Source organism: Shewanella decolorationis S12 (genome assembly GCF_000485795.1).
In the GTDB taxonomy this organism is placed as follows: Bacteria; Pseudomonadota; Gammaproteobacteria; order Enterobacterales; family Shewanellaceae; genus Shewanella; species Shewanella decolorationis.
In genome coordinates, this window is sequence record NZ_AXZL01000053.1 from 73,811 (window position 1) to 90,883 (window position 17,073).

16 protein-coding genes are annotated in these 17,073 nt (G+C 48.4%); 8 read left to right on the plus strand and 8 right to left on the minus strand.

Annotated features, from left to right (window positions below; translation table 11 throughout):
* The first annotated feature begins 5 nt into the window (after nt 1–5).
* From moaA to mutM, 3 genes are all read left to right on the plus strand, one after another.
* Nucleotides 6–989 carry a GTP 3',8-cyclase MoaA gene (gene moaA, locus SHD_RS05430; protein WP_023266180.1) on the plus strand — a complete coding sequence of 328 codons (984 nt, stop codon included), beginning with the start codon at nt 6–8 and terminating at the stop codon, nt 987–989.
* A gap of 81 nt (nt 990–1,070) precedes the next feature.
* Nucleotides 1,071–1,526 (plus strand): hypothetical protein, encoded by a 456-nt coding sequence (locus tag SHD_RS05435; RefSeq protein ID WP_011624601.1) that lies wholly within the window; start codon nt 1,071–1,073, stop codon nt 1,524–1,526.
* Nucleotides 1,527–1,550: 24 nt separating this feature from the next.
* Complete coding sequence (gene mutM, locus SHD_RS05440; RefSeq protein WP_023266181.1) at nt 1,551–2,366, plus strand: bifunctional DNA-formamidopyrimidine glycosylase/DNA-(apurinic or apyrimidinic site) lyase; 816 nt, start codon at nt 1,551–1,553, stop codon at nt 2,364–2,366.
* Nucleotides 2,367–2,427: 61 nt separating this feature from the next.
* On the opposite strand, the gene SHD_RS05445 is transcribed toward mutM, so the two are convergent.
* Genes SHD_RS05445 through SHD_RS05455 form a run of 3 tightly spaced genes read right to left on the minus strand, consistent with a single transcriptional unit; the run spans nt 2,428 to nt 5,558 of the window.
* Entirely contained in the window at nt 2,428–4,152 is a 1,725-nt protein-coding gene (locus tag SHD_RS05445) for an ArnT family glycosyltransferase (RefSeq protein ID WP_023266182.1), read from the minus strand.
* 13 nt (nt 4,153–4,165) lie between these two features.
* Nucleotides 4,166–4,825 (minus strand): TVP38/TMEM64 family protein, encoded by a 660-nt coding sequence (locus SHD_RS05450; RefSeq protein ID WP_023266183.1) that lies wholly within the window; start codon nt 4,823–4,825, stop codon nt 4,166–4,168.
* Nucleotide 4,826: 1 nt separating this feature from the next.
* Nucleotides 4,827–5,558, minus strand: a complete 732-nt coding sequence (locus tag SHD_RS05455; RefSeq protein ID WP_011624605.1) for a glycosyltransferase family 2 protein — start codon at nt 5,556–5,558, stop codon at nt 4,827–4,829.
* Nucleotides 5,559–5,791: 233 nt separating this feature from the next.
* On the opposite strand from SHD_RS05455, the gene SHD_RS05460 reads away from it, so the two are divergent.
* Together SHD_RS05460 and SHD_RS05465 are read left to right on the plus strand one after the other, a co-directional pair.
* Nucleotides 5,792–6,955 (plus strand): nucleotide sugar dehydrogenase, encoded by a 1,164-nt coding sequence (locus SHD_RS05460; RefSeq protein ID WP_039977641.1) that lies wholly within the window; start codon nt 5,792–5,794, stop codon nt 6,953–6,955.
* Between the two features lie 24 nt (nt 6,956–6,979).
* Nucleotides 6,980–7,987, plus strand: a complete 1,008-nt coding sequence (locus tag SHD_RS05465; protein ID WP_023266185.1) for an NAD-dependent epimerase — start codon at nt 6,980–6,982, stop codon at nt 7,985–7,987.
* Nucleotides 7,988–8,044: 57 nt separating this feature from the next.
* Here the strand turns inward: SHD_RS05465 and SHD_RS05470 are convergent, their stop codons facing one another.
* Entirely contained in the window at nt 8,045–9,517 is a 1,473-nt protein-coding gene (locus SHD_RS05470) for a capsule assembly Wzi family protein (protein ID WP_023266186.1), read from the minus strand.
* Between the two features lie 66 nt (nt 9,518–9,583).
* Complete coding sequence (coaD, locus tag SHD_RS05475) at nt 9,584–10,075, minus strand: pantetheine-phosphate adenylyltransferase (protein ID WP_011718800.1); 492 nt, start codon at nt 10,073–10,075, stop codon at nt 9,584–9,586.
* Between the two features lie 276 nt (nt 10,076–10,351).
* On the opposite strand from coaD, the gene SHD_RS05480 reads away from it, so the two are divergent.
* Nucleotides 10,352–11,422, plus strand: a complete 1,071-nt coding sequence (locus tag SHD_RS05480) for a glycosyltransferase (RefSeq protein ID WP_023266187.1) — start codon at nt 10,352–10,354, stop codon at nt 11,420–11,422.
* A 316-nt stretch (nt 11,423–11,738) separates the two neighbouring features.
* Nucleotides 11,739–12,911, plus strand: a complete 1,173-nt coding sequence (locus tag SHD_RS05485; RefSeq protein WP_023266188.1) for a glycosyltransferase family 4 protein — start codon at nt 11,739–11,741, stop codon at nt 12,909–12,911.
* A gap of 35 nt (nt 12,912–12,946) precedes the next feature.
* Here SHD_RS05485 and SHD_RS05490 read toward each other — a convergent pair whose 3' ends face one another.
* The 3 genes from SHD_RS05490 to SHD_RS05500 are packed head-to-tail and all read right to left on the minus strand — an operon-like array spanning nt 12,947 to nt 16,224.
* Nucleotides 12,947–14,023 carry a CDP-glycerol--poly glycerophosphotransferase gene (locus SHD_RS05490; RefSeq protein WP_023266189.1) on the minus strand — a complete coding sequence of 359 codons (1,077 nt, stop codon included), beginning with the start codon at nt 14,021–14,023 and terminating at the stop codon, nt 12,947–12,949.
* A 19-nt stretch (nt 14,024–14,042) separates the two neighbouring features.
* On the minus strand, nt 14,043–15,128 hold the full coding sequence (locus SHD_RS05495) for a glycosyltransferase (RefSeq protein ID WP_023266190.1): 1,086 nt from the start codon (nt 15,126–15,128) through the stop codon (nt 14,043–14,045).
* Between the two features lie 52 nt (nt 15,129–15,180).
* A complete protein-coding gene (locus SHD_RS05500; protein ID WP_039977627.1) occupies nt 15,181–16,224 on the minus strand; it encodes a glycosyltransferase family 9 protein in 1,044 nt (347 codons plus the stop codon).
* A gap of 88 nt (nt 16,225–16,312) precedes the next feature.
* On the opposite strand from SHD_RS05500, the gene SHD_RS05505 reads away from it, so the two are divergent.
* A complete protein-coding gene (locus SHD_RS05505; protein ID WP_023266192.1) occupies nt 16,313–17,065 on the plus strand; it encodes a 3-deoxy-D-manno-octulosonic acid kinase in 753 nt (250 codons plus the stop codon).
* Nucleotides 17,066–17,073 lie beyond the last annotated feature (8 nt).

Sequence of the window (17,073 nt, forward strand, 5' to 3'; positions counted from 1 at the left end):
TCCCTATGAGCCAACTCGTGGATGCCTTTGGCCGTCAGGTCGAATATTTACGACTCTCAGTGACGGATCGCTGCGACTTCCGTTGTGTCTACTGCATGACGGAAGATCCCTGCTTCTTGCCCAAAGACCATGTTCTGCACCTCGAAGAGTTGGCTTGGATTGCCCAAGCCTTTACTGAACTTGGGGTGACTAAAATTCGCCTCACCGGCGGCGAGCCCTTGGTGCGTAGCGATTGCGATCAACTGGTGCACTTACTGGGCAAGCTCCCAGGGCTCAAAGATTTATCGATGACCACTAATGGTTCTAGGCTCAGTAAGTTTGCCAAACCTATGTTTGATGCGGGTCTTAAGCGCTTAAACATCAGCTTAGATACCCTTAACCCCGAGCTCTTTACCCAACTGACGCGCAACGGCAAATTAGCACGTGTTATCGAAGGGATTGATGCGGCCATCGCCGCAGGTTTTGAGCGCATTAAAATCAATGCGGTGATCCTTAAACAGCAAAATGACCATGAAGTGATTGATCTGGTTAATTTTTGTCGTGACCGAAACCTAGATATCGCCTTTATTGAAGAAATGCCGCTGGGTGAAATGGACGAGCGTAAAGACGCGCGTCATTGCAGCAGTGATGAAGTAAAGGCCATGATTAACGAGCATTATCCCCTGCAACTTTCCAATAAACGCACTGGCGGCCCCGCGCGTTACTACACCATGGCGGATAGTCCGATTCATATCGGGTTTATCTCACCCCATAGCCACAACTTTTGCCACGAATGTAATAGAGTGCGCGTAACCGTAGAGGGGCAATTATTACTCTGCCTAGGTAATGAACACTCCATTGATTTAAAAAGCATTGTGCGAGAATATCCCGGGGACATTGAGCGCCTTAAAACCGCGATTCACCAAGGTATCAAGCTCAAACCTAAGCAGCATGTTTTCGATAATAGTGGCGTGCAAATCCTGCGCTTTATGAATAGCACTGGCGGTTAACCCCTTCATCCTAGGGCTAGCATCTCTATTTTGCCGTGATACACTCATGGCATCAGTCCCATTTTTTGTGTCACTCTTCCTATGGCGCTTACTCGTAAACAGTGGAATAACATCATTATTCTTGCCTGCATTTTTATCATTGCGGTGCTGACGTTTATGGACAAGAAAACCCATAATGTGCCGAGTGATGCCCAGCTGTTGTTTGATGACAATGCGCCGCTGGCACAGTTGCAGCTAGATGGTGTGTGGCTGCATAAACAAGCCTCAGGTTGGGAGTGCGATCCGCTGGTGCTCAACTGCGCCCAATGGGCCAAAGCTTGGCAAGGCCTAAAAGTCTCGCCCCTCAGCGAGGCACCACAACCCACAGGCAAACCGCAGGAACTGGTGATCCAAATTGCCGAGATCCGCCAATCGCAACGTTGGATTTATTTCCCCGAGGACGGTGTGCTCAAATCACCCGCTGGCAACTGGTATTTAGTGCCCCCCAGCCTAAGGGCCGATTTACAGCCTATTCTCGATGCCAAATCCACCAGCTAATCTATTACCTAAAAGAACTCAATCATGCCGGAATTACCAGAAGTCGAAGTCACCCGTCAGGGCATAGCCCCACATCTTGTCGAACAAACCGTGGTTGACCTCGTAATCCGTAACGCCTCACTGCGTTGGCCCGTTCCCGAACTTGCCAAACAGATCATCGGCCAAACCATACGCCAAGTGCGTCGCCGCGCTAAATATCTGTTAATCGATACCGATGCCGGCACCAGCATAGTGCATTTGGGGATGTCAGGCAGCTTGCGGATCCTGCCCCATGACACGCCAGTGGAGAAGCACGACCATATCGATCTTGTCCTCGCCAATGGCCGAATTCTGCGATTTAACGATCCGAGACGTTTCGGCGCTTGGTTATGGTGCCAATTGCCAGAGGAAGCCCATCCGCTACTGGAAAAACTCGGGCCAGAACCTCTGACCGACGCCTTTAACGTCAATCAGTTAGCTGGCGCACTGGCGGGCAAGAAGAAGGCCATCAAACTCTGCCTGATGGATAACCATATTGTGGTAGGTGTAGGGAATATTTACGCCAACGAAGCACTGTTTGCCGCTGGAATACACCCCGAGGCGGAGGCAGGCAAGATAGATATTGAACGCTTAACGGTACTGGTTGCCGAGGTCAAACAAATCCTCGCCCACGCCATCATACAGGGCGGTACTACGCTTAAAGACTTCACCAATGCCGAGGGTAAACCCGGCTATTTCGCGCAAAAGCTGCATGTTTACGGCCGCGGCGGCGAAACCTGCACTCAGTGCGGCAATCTACTCAGCGAAATCCGCCTGGGTCAACGCACCACAGTATTTTGCGGCATCTGCCAGACGCGTTAATCTCGCCGATAAAAATGCCTGCAATTGCAGGCATTTTTAGCTTCTTCGATATGGCTGTTGATTACTCTTTTAACCAACGACCTGGATGGTCGGTAAAGTAGCGGTACACACGCTCTGGTGCTTGGCACTGAGGCTTAAGCTCTGACGCAGATAACAAAATCCATTCGTCACGGTGGGCAATCCCCATGCTCTTACCGCCTTTGATATCGAAGCAACTCAGCTCAGCACCGCTAGGCACTAACACATAACGCTGTTTGTTCTCCTGCATCCATTGCCACGCGTTACGCTCCTGTTCTTCTACCGGCGCGAGATAACTAAAGTGCGTCACACTCATGGGCGAGAACAGAATAAATTGCTCTTTAAAGTTTACTAGGCCAAGTTCGGCATCCTCACCTATCACCTCAGCAGTGTGTAGCATCAGGCTTCTGGGAGTGCGCATTTCATCGAGCATAGCGTAACCCCAAGTGCTCACCAGCACCCAGCCCAAGGCTGAAACTAACCCCACCTTCACCAATGCAAACTGACGGCGCGCTAGCCACAGCAAGGCACACCAAAGCACCCCGAGCACAATAAATAAGTAACCAATGCCAGTGAGATCATCAGTATAGTCCGCCAGCGCTTTGACAAGTGCAGGGTGATGGATAAATGCCAGCACGCCGGCCACTAACACGAGTGCGCCCAAGAACCACAGCACACCAGTGACTAGTTTTTCAAACCAAGCTTTGGGTGAAACACCCGTTAATACCGCCGATGCCGCCAAGGCCAACATAGGTAATGCGGGTAGAATATACACGTTGCGCTTGCCCGGGCTGATACTGAAAAACAGCACCACGAGTCCGACCCAAATCAGCAGAATCGCGATGGTGGGATCGGCTTTCACCTTTTGCAGCCACTGTTTCCAATAGGCGACCAACAGTAACGAAATCGGGAACCACATCCAAGGGATCACACTCAGCACGAAGAAATACCATGGCTTGATATGGTGCCAAGCATTGACATAACGCTCGCCCGTTTGCTTAAACAAAATATTATTTTGATAGGCCACCATCTCGGGCGTGCCATGGGCTTGAACTGTCATCACCATTGGCACTAACCAACAGGCAATCACGGCCAGCATGGCCAACGGCCCCGCCAGGCAAAGCCAAGTTAAGCGGCCCTCGAAACGGGTCTTATCTTTGAAGGCGTAAATCCCAATTGGAATGAGCAACAACAGGGGCAAGAAACCAACCCCCTTAGTGATCACCCCAAGCCCCATAAATGCCCAGCCAATAAAATACCAATGCCACTTAGGCCCAAGCATAAAATGCCTGATTAATCCGTAACATCCCACGGTTATCCAGCACATCACCATGGCATCTATCTGGGCATTTTTCGCCTGCATCAAAAACTGCGGCACGATAAGGAGCAATAGGGCGGCGTTGCGGCCAACCCGCACATTCCACAATCTGGCACCCAGATCATAGACAAGGAATACCGTCAGCAAGCCACAAAAGGCATTGGGGAGTAAGAAGGAGAGTTTTAACGACCCCGTGAGTTGATAAAACAGGGCAATCGCCCACATAAACACTGGCGGCTTATCGGGATAATATTCCCCGCCTCGGGTAGGGAATAACCATTGACCCGAGGCCACCATTTCCCGCGCGACCTCAACAAACCGCGGCTCGTCGGCGGGCCAAGGGGAACGAAAACCTATGCCAACCAGCAAGATCAGCAAACTCATCAACAGCAGCGGCCAGAGTACTTGGTAATAATCTTCGCTATTGAAACGACGATTCAATGCATCCATTCCTAATCCCTATTTAGTTTTCCAATTCATCCACCTGCTTACGCAGGCTAGAACGGTAAAGGTAAGCACCGATAAGACTCGAGATAATAAACAGCCCGATACTGATCCCCAGTTGGTTATGATCAGATAAGCCAATGCCCGCGCCCGCAAAACTGAAAATCAGCATCTGCGGCAAATAACCCAGCACGCTGCCAAACATAAATCCCCCTGCAGGAATGTGTGTAGCTCCCGCAAACAGATTCGTCAGCAGATTACTGCCCACGGGTAACAGACGGATCATTAAGACTTTTAACCAAGTCCGATGAATGATCAGCGCCTCAAACTTTTGTAAACGATTGCCAAAACGTCGTTGCAGACTGCTTCGAATGGTTAATCTCGCGGTATAAAACGCCAGCACACAACCCAGCAATGCCGCTAAGGTGGAAAATAAGCCACCATAGATGCCACCGAGGGCAAAGCCGAATACAAAGGCGATCACCTGCCTCGGCCCACCGACAGCGGTAAACAAGGCGCCAACCATCAGCAATACCGCCAGCGCATAAGCCCCTTGAGCGGCAATAAAGTGTGCCACCCAATTGCTATCGGTTACATGCTCGAATAACCCTTGCTGGGCCGCAAACATTAACACCAGCAAAATAAAGACGATAAAAATCGCCTTATAGAGTCGCTTCATCTTAATCGTGCCAGCTGGTTTCGCTACGGGCGACCTTAGCTATTTTCGCCCTGCGACCGAGCCACATGACGCCCATGATGTCGACAATTCCGACCCAGACCCGATTCCAAGCGGTATATTTAGATACGCCTACTTGGCGATCCCTATGATTAACCACAGAAATAAACACTTCGCCCCCCATGCGGCGCACGAGTGCAGGGATATATCTGTGCATATGGTCGAAGTAAGGCATGCGCAGGAAGGTTTCGCGGGGGAAGAGTTTTAAGCCACATCCGGTATCGGGTACGCCATCGTGTAACAGTGCATCACGCACTTTATTCGCAAAGCGGGACTGAAATCGCTTCCACGCCGTGTCCTTGCGGTTTTTGCGATAACCGGCAATACAAAAATGTTCGGCATGAATTTGCGGCAATTGGGCCAACATGGCGGGAATATCCGCAGGGTCGTTTTGTCCATCGGCATCTAAGGTGACGATGTATTTACCGCGGGCGTGTAAAACGCCAGTGGAGATAGCGGTACTTTGGCCCGTACTACGCTCGTGACGAATGGCTTTAGCATCGCATTGCATCACCTCTGCGGTGTGCATAACTTCACCAAAGGTGTCATCCTGACTACCGTCGTCGACAACAAGAATTTCAAACTCAGTCAACCCTTGCAGGGCTTGGCATATCTCTTTCATTAATGGGCCAATATTGCCCACTTCATCTTTGGCGGGGATCACGACTGAAATCACGTTAAGGCTCCAAGCTTAATAACCATGAGTACGGTAACATAGGATTGTGGCAAACAAAAATCTGCATTGATAGGATGTTATGAATTAAACGGAACGCGAGCCCAGCATTGTATACGGGTGAAAATCGAGAAAAGAGCACTTAATTTGGAACTGTGAATTTCATCGAAATGACATATTCTAATGCCGCAGAAAATGCTAGTTTGAGAAACAAAATGCCAAACTGTATAAAACCTATGAACATAGTTGTAGTTGGAATGGGCTATGTTGGCCTATCGAACGCGGTTTTACTCGCCCAGCAAAACCATGTAGTAGCGATTGATTTGATGCCCGAGCGCATCGCGTTAGTTAATGCGCGTAAACCAACGGTCGCCGACAGTCTGATTGAAGAATACCTGCAGCATAAAGCCTTAAATCTCAGTGCCACGAGCGACAAAAGCGTCGTTAAAGAAGCCGATTTTGTCATCATAGCCACTCCTACGGATTACGACCCACAAACCAACTACTTTAATACTCAGTCGGTCGAACGGGTGGCGAAGGAAGTGCTCGCCCTGAATCCTGACACCACCATTGTCATCAAATCGACTGTGCCAGTGGGTTTTACCGAAGGGCTGAGAAGTAAGCTCAACAGTGACAATATCTTATTTTCGCCTGAGTTTTTGCGCGAAGGTAAGGCGCTTTACGATAACCTGCACCCCTCGCGGATCATAGTGGGTGAACGTTCCGAGCGCGCCCAAGCCTTTGCCAATCTGCTTGCTCGCGCTGCCATTAAGCAAGATATTCCGATTTTACTCACAGACAGCACTGAGGCCGAGGCAATTAAGTTGTTTGCCAACACCTTTTTAGCCATGCGCGTCGCCTACTTTAATGAGTTGGATACTTATGCGGAGAGCCGAGGGCTCAACACTCGCCAGATTATCGAAGGCGTATGTTTAGATCCGCGCATCGGCGATTACTATAACAATCCTTCCTTCGGTTATGGCGGTTACTGCCTGCCCAAGGACACTAAGCAATTGCTGGCCAACTATAACGATGTGCCTAACAATCTCATCAGCGCCATTGTCGATTCCAACACGACCCGCAAAGATTTTATCGCCAACGCGATTATCAGTAAGCAACCGAAGCGAGTGGGGATCTATCGCTTAATCATGAAATCCGACTCAGACAACTTCCGCGCCTCGGCGGTACAAGGTGTGATGAAACGCATAAAGGCCAAGGGCATCGAAGTCGTGGTCTATGAGCCCGTACTCAAGGAAGACGAGTTTTTTAACTCGAAGGTGATCCGCGATTTACATGAATTTAAAGCCATGTGCGATGTGATTATTTCTAACCGTATGGCCAATGAACTCGAAGATGTCGCCGCTAAGGTGTACACCCGGGATCTGTTCCATCACGACTAAGCGTCCAAAATATAAAGGTTTACTATGAAATACTTAGTCACAGGCGCCGCCGGATTTATCGGCGCTAAAGTCAGTGAGCGCCTCTGCGCACAGGGCCATGAGGTTGTCGGTATCGATAACCTCAATGACTATTATGATGTTGGGCTAAAGCTAGCTCGACTGGCACCGCTCGAGGCCTTAAGCAATTTCCGTTTTATCAAACTGGACTTAGCCGACAGAGACGGCATAGCAGCATTGTTTGCAGAACAAGGTTTTCAACGGGTTATCCATCTCGCCGCGCAGGCTGGGGTGCGCTACTCCCTCGATAATCCCCTCGCCTATGCCGATAGTAATTTAGTTGGGCATCTCACTATTTTAGAGGGCTGTCGTCGCCATAAGATTGAGCATCTCGTCTATGCCTCTTCATCCTCAGTGTATGGCTTGAATCAAAAGATGCCATTTTCGACCGAGGACAGTGTCGATCATCCGATATCCCTGTACGCGGCGACCAAGAAAGCCAACGAGTTAATGTCGCACACTTACTCGCATCTTTATCAGTTACCCACCACAGGCTTGCGCTTTTTTACCGTGTATGGCCCATGGGGACGACCCGATATGGCCTTGTTTAAATTCACAAAAGCCATTCTCGCGGGCGACACTATCGATGTGTATAACCATGGCGATCTCAGCCGTGATTTCACCTATATCGACGATATCGTTGAGGGCATCATCAGGGTACAAGACAAACCTCCTCGCCCCACACCGGACTGGCGTGTAGAAACTGGTACACCTGCTAATAGCAGCGCACCCTATCGCGTATTCAACATAGGCAATGGCAGCCCTGTGCAATTGCTGGATTTTATTACCGCACTCGAAAGTGCACTCGGTATTGAGGCTAACAAACAATTCTTACCCATGCAGCCCGGTGATGTGCATTCCACCTGGGCCGATACCGAAGACCTGTTCAAGGCGGTGGGTTATAAACCCCAAGTGGATATCAATACCGGGGTGGGCAGATTTGTCGAGTGGTACCGCGCGTTTTATGCGAAGTAAGTTCTTTGATAAACAAAAAGGCCCGCTGATTAGCAGGCCTTTTTAGTGGATTAGCGCTTAAAAACGGTATTCGAAACTGCTGAAGAAAGTCGCATTAGTATCGTTTTCTTGTACATCAAATTCCGATCTCGATACTGTACCGCCCAGACTCCACATGCCCTTCCACACCGGCATACGGTAAGAAAGTTCCAGCATCAGCAAGTCTTCCTTCGGTGGCTGTGGCGCCCATGTGGTCGCCACATTGGTGCCGTCTTTATTCAACTTGGCATAACGCAGGAGCGAGGTAAAACCGCGGCTGTTATGGAACTGACCAACCAAACCAAACACAAAGACTTGGGCATCGCTATCATAGGTCGAACCTAAAGCTCTGCCGTAGTAACGCGCTCCACTGAGGTAAACAGGATCTTCATAGAAGCAGTTAGACTTGCCATCACACTCGACAAAGGTATCCGAGTATTCCATAAATAGCTTGAACTGCTTACCCGATGTACCGAAATGGGTATCTATCCCCCAAAGTGAGCCGCAATCGCTGCCGTTTTCACAGCTATGCTCAAGGTACAAACCAACGGGGATATCCTGCCAAGTGTCGGCATAACGTAAATCGATGCTCTGGGTTCTATGGCCCGCATCACGGCGTTGATCGGCCAAGCAAGAATCCGAACCGTCGATGCACACCGCATTGCTTGCCACCGAGTCCCACCAAGAATCGAAGTCGCAATTCTGTCCTTCACCACAAAATAGTGTTGACCAAGACAAGCCAATTTCTAGCTGCTGAAGGGGTTTGGCGGTGAAACGCATATCCCATTCCGCCGTTTTAGGCACAGCACGCTCTTTTTCAGCCATGCTAAAACCGGTCTTGAAAGTCCAAGGACCAATCCAAGATAACCATGGCGTTTCAAAGGCGGCGGCATTATTACGGCTAAGCGACAGTGACTGCATAGGGCGCGCATTGTTAGAGCGATGCAATGCCGAGTCAAATCCCGGCCCCCACCATTGCTCAACCGTACCTAAGGTCGCAATCCAGTTCCCCATGATTACAGCAAAATAAGACTCATCGAGACGGAAGTTTTTGTTATCTTGCGGATCGTAGGTCTCAGCAACTGTGGTTTTATAGGCCACACGTGAGCCTAAGTATTCGTAGGAGGCTTTAGCCTCACCCTTTTCACGGTAGTCGGAGCCATAATGCTGGAAGCGAGCAGGATCGGTCGCCCCCGAGAGTTTAACCCTAGCATTGCCGCGATTATCGACGGCATTTTGATAGTAAAAGTTAACTCGGGCAAAGGCTTGCACTAATCGGGGAGACAATAGCTCGGGTTCGACTTTCGCCAAGTCGACACCAATACCAGACCACATCAAGGGAAAGGTATTCACTGGCACACGGATCACGCCCGCATCGGCCAGAGCTTGAATATCGGCTCTTAAATAAATATCCGAGGCATCCACCCAAGGGGCGGCAGCAACGGAAGCAGAAAACAGTAAACCAGATGCAACGCTAGCAGCGAGGATAGTGGGGGTCAAAAAAGCCTTCATAACATCCTTTTTATTATCATCGCGAGGCCTGATGCCTCAAAGGTTTTATGGAAATACTCAGCCTTATCAGGCTTTTGCGAGGTTAAGCTTGGCGGTCAACGCGCTTGCCACCTCAGGGTGTACAAATTGACTCACATCGCCGCCATGCAGCGCGACTTCCTTCACTAAGGTGGAAGAAATAAAAGAGTTTTCTTCGGCCGGCGTTAAAAACACGCTCTCAAGATCAGGGCTTAATCTGCGATTCATGTTGGCCAATTGGAATTCATACTCAAAGTCGGAAACCGCACGCAAACCACGCACCAGCACACTCGCACGCTGTTCCTTGGCAAAATCCACCAGCAGGCCCGAAAAACCAACCACTTCCACATTATCCAAATGGGCTGTGACGCGGTTTACCAGCTCAACGCGCTCCTCGAGGGTAAACCTTGGCTGCTTAGATGGATTGGCCGCAATGCCAATAATCACATGCTTAAACAACTTAGCCGCACGCTCAATCAAATCGGCATGACCATTGGTAATGGGATCGAAGGTCCCAGGATAAATCGCTCTTGTATGCACTTTGCTGACTCGACTCAGATAGATACCCAAAAATCATTGCCGCCAGTCTACTCGTTTTAGCCACTTGAGTGAATCATCCCGATAAAAACCGCTGAAAATCCCGTTAAAAATTGAAATACTGGCAAGAATTCCTCGGATTAAGCCCATGTAAAGGCATGAACTGATATAATGCCGACTCGCTATATATTGGCTTAAGTAGGCAGCGGCTTTTAGTCCAACCTCGATGGATTGAAACCACACCACAACCGATTAAGTCCACGTAATCAGAGCACTTATATGAAAAAAATCGCCATTTTTTGCCATAACTTTTTCTCGAACGGCACAGTCAAAATCGCCTTATCACAGGCCGAAGTGCTGCAGGAAGCCGGGCAAGATGTTCACCTCTTTGTGTTCCATAAAGAGGGGGATTTTATGCCGCCAGAAAATGTGACGATTCATTATCTTTATGAAGCTGGCCAAAAGCCAAGCCTACAGGAGCAAAGACAACGCCTGCAGGCCAAGGTGGCCGAAGCGGAACAATCGGGTAAGTTCTCGCTATTTTTAAGTAACTCTACCGACTGCGATGTCGTTGTTTCCGGCTGCGATTTCGATCCCTGCTATTACTTTTGCCACTGCGCCCTCAAGCAAGAACTCTTGATGGAATTAAAGCGTGGTCCAGTGCATTTCTGGCGTCGCTGGAAAAAGGCCAAGGCACTGATTGGCAAAAAGATCATTACAGTTTCCAATGGCATCGCCGATGAGCTCAGAGCCACTTCATGGCTCAAACCACAAAGCGTTCAGACAATCTATAATCCCTTTAGGTTGGAGGAAATCCGCAAGAAGACTCAGGAAGAAATTGCCGAGATCCCAAGCGAGCCTTATATGATCCATGTCGGCCGCGTGACACGGCAAAAACGCCACGATATTTTGTTTAAGGCACTCAGGGATATGCCAACGGCCCCTAAGCTTGTCCTGCTTTGCAACCGCCCAAAGAAGGCACGCAAACTCGCTAAGAAATACGGTGTCGAACACAGAATCATCACTCCAGGGTTTCAACACAATCCCTACGCTTGGATTGCCAAGGCCGAGTTGATGCTACTCAGCTCAGATTTTGAAGGCTTACCGACCGTGGTGATTGAGTCTTTAGCCTGTGGCACACCTGTCGTCAGTACTGATTGCCCACACGGACCCAATGAAATTCTCACAGGGCATTTAGCACAATATCTCGTCCCCGTTCGCCAACCCGCGCTGTTGGCACAAAAGGCACTGGAGTGTTTGGCCTCACCACCAGCTTTAGACAATCTAGAAATATTAAAGGCCGTAGACAGCCAATATATTGCCGCTCAATATATTAACTTAGCGAAATAAATTTTCACTTTTAATTAGAACGCCATTTCTTATATTGGCGTTCTAATTAAAATCGCAACAAATTGATACAGCATGAAACACCATTTAAAATAAAAATTAATATAACAAATGTATCAACAAACCATTAATTTCATCAGACTTATTGATTAAGGTGATACAAATTAAAAACATTTAACGAACAATTAATTATATAATACCGCGTCCTGCATTAATTAAATCATTATTTAATTGATCGCCATAATTAAAAACCTCAAAATATTCCGCTTGGAATAAATTTATCTCACAAACGGAATTAGTGAGTATTTTTGGGGTAGTTATGAGTAAGCTAAAGGTCGCTTTATTGGTCGATGAATATTTTGGTGGTACAGGTACAGTGTACGGTGGATACGGCTTTCTGGCCCGTCATCTGATCGCCAAACACTTGCCCAATGAGAACATTGAAGTAGAAGTACTGATAAAAAAAGATTGCAGCAAACAGCGATTAATTCCCCGTCGTTATATGATCGATGGTATCAAAGTGTATCGTCTTGCCGCTAAGTTTATGGATTTTATTAATATTAGATTCTTAAAAAAGAAAAACTATGATCTTTTCTTATCCATCGAAATGACGACCCATTCCTATCGTATTCTTAAAACAATCCCCAATATCGATAAAAAATTGTTATTCTGGGTTCAAGATCCACGCCCCGATTATGAATGGGACGAAATTAATACCGTAAAACTCTTTCCTGAGAAAAGTTATTGGGATAGCAACATTTATCAATTTGTCCACGACCTATGGGCCGCAGGTAAAGTCTCGTTTATTTCTCAAGCGCGTTTTCTCGATAGAAAAGCGCGGGATCTCTACAACCTCGACGATAAAACCGAGATCAAATACTTACCTAATCCTATCGAGATTGATCACAGCTTCGATGTCGAAACCCATCCGAAGAAAAATCACATTATCTTTCTCGGTCGCATCGAGTCGGTTAAGCGTGGTTGGTTGTTCTGTGAGATTGCCAAACTGATGCCAGAATATGAATTTTTCATGCTTGGTCAATCTTTTAGACAGTCGAAGAAAAACCAATCCATCATGAATAACTACCTCGATATCCCTAACTTACACTTTGTGGGGCATATTGAGGGTGAGAAAAAGGCGCAGTTGATTAAGGACGCTAAGATTTTAGTGAATACCTCAATCCACGAGGCGCTACCGATTTCGTTTTTGGAAGCCTTATCCTACGGAACGCTGCTCGTGAGCTGTCGTGATCCCGATGAACTCACCAGCCAATTTGGGGTATTTACTGGCACGGTATTAGGGGATGGTTTCGATAAAGTCCCACTCTTTGTCGACGGTATCCGCCATTTGATGGAAAACGAGCCACTCCGCCAAGAGCTGGCGCTAAAAGCGGTGAACTACATCAAAGCGACTCACAGTATTGAAGATTTTCAGAAAAATATGCAGGAGATTATCTTTAAGCTGGTTGAAGAGACTAAAGCACAAAGCTAAAAACAAGGCCGACACTATGTCGGCCTTACTTTTTCTTAAAACAATTTCCAATAGCCTAACTTGCGGCGCATTTTAAAGTGTCGCAGTAGGTTCAATGGCTTAGGTTTAAGCCAAGCGGTTCCCTTATCGATCAAGGCATCGGTCGCCGCGAGTACACGCTGGCTAGACTGACCATCTCCCGTGGGGTGGATTTGATTGCAATAATCATGGATATGCGCCATCAAATCATCGGGGCGGCTAAGCGCTCTAGTGAGTGCAGGTTCAATCTCTTCGACTCGGTTAATATCGATTAAATGCGCCTTCGGTGACTGATTTTTAAAGGTAACTACAGGCTTACGCTGCATTAAAAACATCAATAAAATCGAAGAAGTATCGCAGAGCATCACATCTCCCGCCTGCAGAAGCGGGATCACGTTGTCGGTTTCCACAAACTGCAGGTTCTCATTTTCGAGAGTCTTGTATTGCTCAACAATACTTGGCTTCATCTTAGGGTGGAATTGTACCAGCCAGCGCCACTGGCTCTTTTGCGACAGGGCTTTAATCTGCTCGAATACCTCAGGCGCACAGGTCAGACTGGGGGAGAATGTCGAGCAAAACAGCACTACAGGCCGTGGATCATCGGGCTTAATGTAAGGATTATCTTTATTTTCAATAAATAAAGGATCGAGCGCTGGCCAACCCGTTTCAGCCACGGTAAAGGTGCCGATTTTTTTCTCTAGCTCAAGGAAAGGCAGCGTCGTCGCCGGCCCCTGAGTGCAATACAAGTCAAAGCAATCGCGGATTTCGAAGTGATCTTCTCGCCCCTTATGATTCATTTTGCCCGCATTAAAACCGTGGAACACCCCCACTTTTACTCCAGGGATAAAGCTTGGCACTACGTTACCCGGCACGAACACGGCATCGGGTTTCCATGCCTTAACGGCATCGATATCGGGTAAGCGTTTTTCATCCGCTTTAAGGAATTTGGGGTCAACCTCACGGCCTTCGAGGAACCAACACGCCTCATCGCCACGCGCCAGAATCACTTGCTGCAGCGGCCTTAGCATCGCATAGGAATAGTTCTGTGCTATGTAGAACAAATAACGTCTTTTATTTGATTTACGCGCTTCCACCGCTTTCTCCTCGGGTAAATTATTTCGCTAGCGCGAGATATTGTTCGGCAATCGCAGTCGCATCCACCTTAGCTAAAATCTCCACATTTTCGAGGGATGGCGGCTGGGCGACCACGGCGTCAATCATCTTGGCCAAAGCAGTAGGATTACGACGGGGCACAAGATAGGGAGCCAGATTTCCGGTCAAAATCTCATTCGGCCCATGTGGGCAATCGGTACTGACCACTGGCGTGCCGCAGGCTAAGGATTCGATTAATACCGTCGGCAATCCTTCGAAATCGGAACTCAGCACCAGAGCTTTCGCACGTTTGATCCAAGGAAAAGGATTACTCTGGAATCCAGGAATGATTAAGCGCTTCTCGATGCCGTATTTCTTCGCCGCTTTAATCGCCTTCTTATGGTTATGGCATAACAGCACTACGGGTAACTGATTTTGGGTCTGTTTAAGGGCCTCAAACAACACATCGTGGCGCTTCTGCTTAGCAAAACGTCCCACGTGGATCAGATAGTCACCTTGAGGGATTTGCGGATTATCTTGCTGTGACTGAGCAACAATCTCATTAAATTCAAATGGATTGTAGATAGTTCGCATTGATGCAGGCTGCAAGCGTCCCTTAGCTTGAATCTCTTTGGCGATGCCGTTGGACACAGTGATCAAATGCTGGCCATTGAGCGCTTTTTTCGCCCGCAGTTTCTTATAGTAGGCGAAGGGGCCTAACTTAAACTGACGACTCAATTCTTCTTCAACCGATGAATGCACAATCACATAGAGAGGTGTCACCCCAGTTTTGGTCATCATCAAATTGGTTTTATCAAGATTGGATAAAAACAGATCGAACTTACCGACTCGGGACTCAATCTCGGCAATCTTTGCCCGTAACTTATCGACCGATGCCCCTAGGCGTCCAAAGTGATCATAATCTTTATCTTTGTCGGCAAAGCATTGATGTACAGGTAAATTTTCAGGGGTTTCGTAATAACGATTATCTTCCATGACCAAAAAATGCGGCTCATGCCCTAGGCTAATAAACTGCTTTGCCAAGGTAATCATGACCTTTTCGGCTCCACCACCCGCTAAACTGTCGATGGCTATGGCTATCCGCATGATTTTTCTCCTAAACGATAATCTAAAACTCAGGGTGACAGGCTAACAGTGGTTAACTGTGTGTCTGCTGAATAACCTGATCAAATTTCTCTATCACGGCTTCAACACTAATTAGCGCCATAAGGTGCTCGCCCTTGGCACGAGTGCCCCATTTCACCTCACCGCTTTGCTGTGAGGCGATGGCCTCTTGGTAGGCACTCACCACATATTGCTGCGATAAATAAGGCCCAGTGCGACCTGGATTGGAATGGGCATATAAACCTATGACTGGCGTCCCTTGCGTGACCGCCATGTGTGCAGGGCCAGTATCGGGCGCTAGCACTAGGCTGGCGCGTTTCAGCAGAGCCAGCAATTGAGTCAAACTGGTTTTGCCGACTAAGTTATCGAGTTTGGCAGAGCATGCATTGGCAATATCGTCGGCCAATGTATTTTCAAGTGCTGTTGGGCCACCGCAGAGAATGACTCGATAACCCTTATTCACCGCATGTTGTGCCACGGCGGCATAACGCTCGGGCAGCCAATTACGCTCGGCTTTACTGGCGGCCGCGCAAATGATTAATACCTTCTCGCCATCGGCAATCTGGCGCTGGGCAAATTCAGTATCAGCTTGAGGGACTGGAATATTCCAACTCGGGGTGATATCGCTAACGCCAATCGCCTTGGCGAATCCCATAAAGCCGTCCAGCACATGGGGCTTTGCTAAAGGTTCGACCCTATGATTGGTGACCAGCCATTGACCTTCTTTGGCGCGGGCACGGTCGAATCCGACCCGAACCTTTGCCGAAATCGCGAGGGAGGCTAAGGTCGCACGTAGCGCCACTTGCATGTGTAGCAAGACATCGAAGCGACGGCCTTTTAGCGCCTTATGCAGATTAAGGTAACTGCGCCAGCCCTGGGATTTATCGAAAATCACAAACTCAATACCGGGCAAGTGCTTTAATAGTTGGTATTCGAGCTTGCCTATCACCCAAGTGATTTTGAGCTGGGGATATTGGCGTTGAATCGCCTGCACCATAGCCACGGCATGACAGACGTCACCGATAGCCGATAGCCTAAGCAGGCAGAGAGAATTCATGGTGTTGGGATTTAAACTCAAGCGAATAGCTCTTAAGGTTATTTGGCGCAAGCTAAGGATCTTAATGTAGAATGGCCGCAGGTGCCACGCTTAAGTCAACAAATCTCCCATGAACGCACAAATCAAAATCATAAATACCGCCGATGGCTATATGGCACTTTGCCAAGATACGCCTGAAGACATCACTCCAGCTTGGTTTTCGGTGGATTTCTGGCGTGAACAAGCCGCGGTAGTGGGATCATCCAAGGGACGTTACACCACTTGGTTTGTAGCATTTGAGCACAATCATTGGGTACTGCGACATTACTGGCGCGGCGGCCTGATGGAGAAATTCAGTAAGGATGCCTACTTCTATACCGGGCTTGAAAATACCCGCGCCATGGGCGAATTAAGGCTACTTGACTTGCTCTACCGCGAGCAATTTGCGGTGCCTAAACCTATTGCCGCCAATATTGTGCGCGATGGCTTGTTCTACCGTGCCGACATTATTATCGAGCGGGTCGATGGCGCCGAAGACTTGGTCGCTAAGTTAACCAAAGGCGCTATGACTCCAGAGCAGTGGCAAGCTCTCGGCGCCACCATTGCCCAATTTCATCGCCGCGGCGTTTACCATGCCGACTTAAACGCGAAAAATATTTTGTGGCAACCACAGCAAGCAGATGGCGTACAAGAACGTTTCTATCTGATTGATTTTGACCGGGGTGAAATCAAAACGCCCCATGCCCAATGGCAGAAGGCGAACCTTGATAGGTTGCTACGCTCCTTCAATAAAGAACAAGGAAAACAGCCATCGCTTACCTTTACACCCGCCGACTGGACGGCTCTGCTAGCGGGCTATCACTCAGTGCTCCCCAAAGCCTAATCACCTAA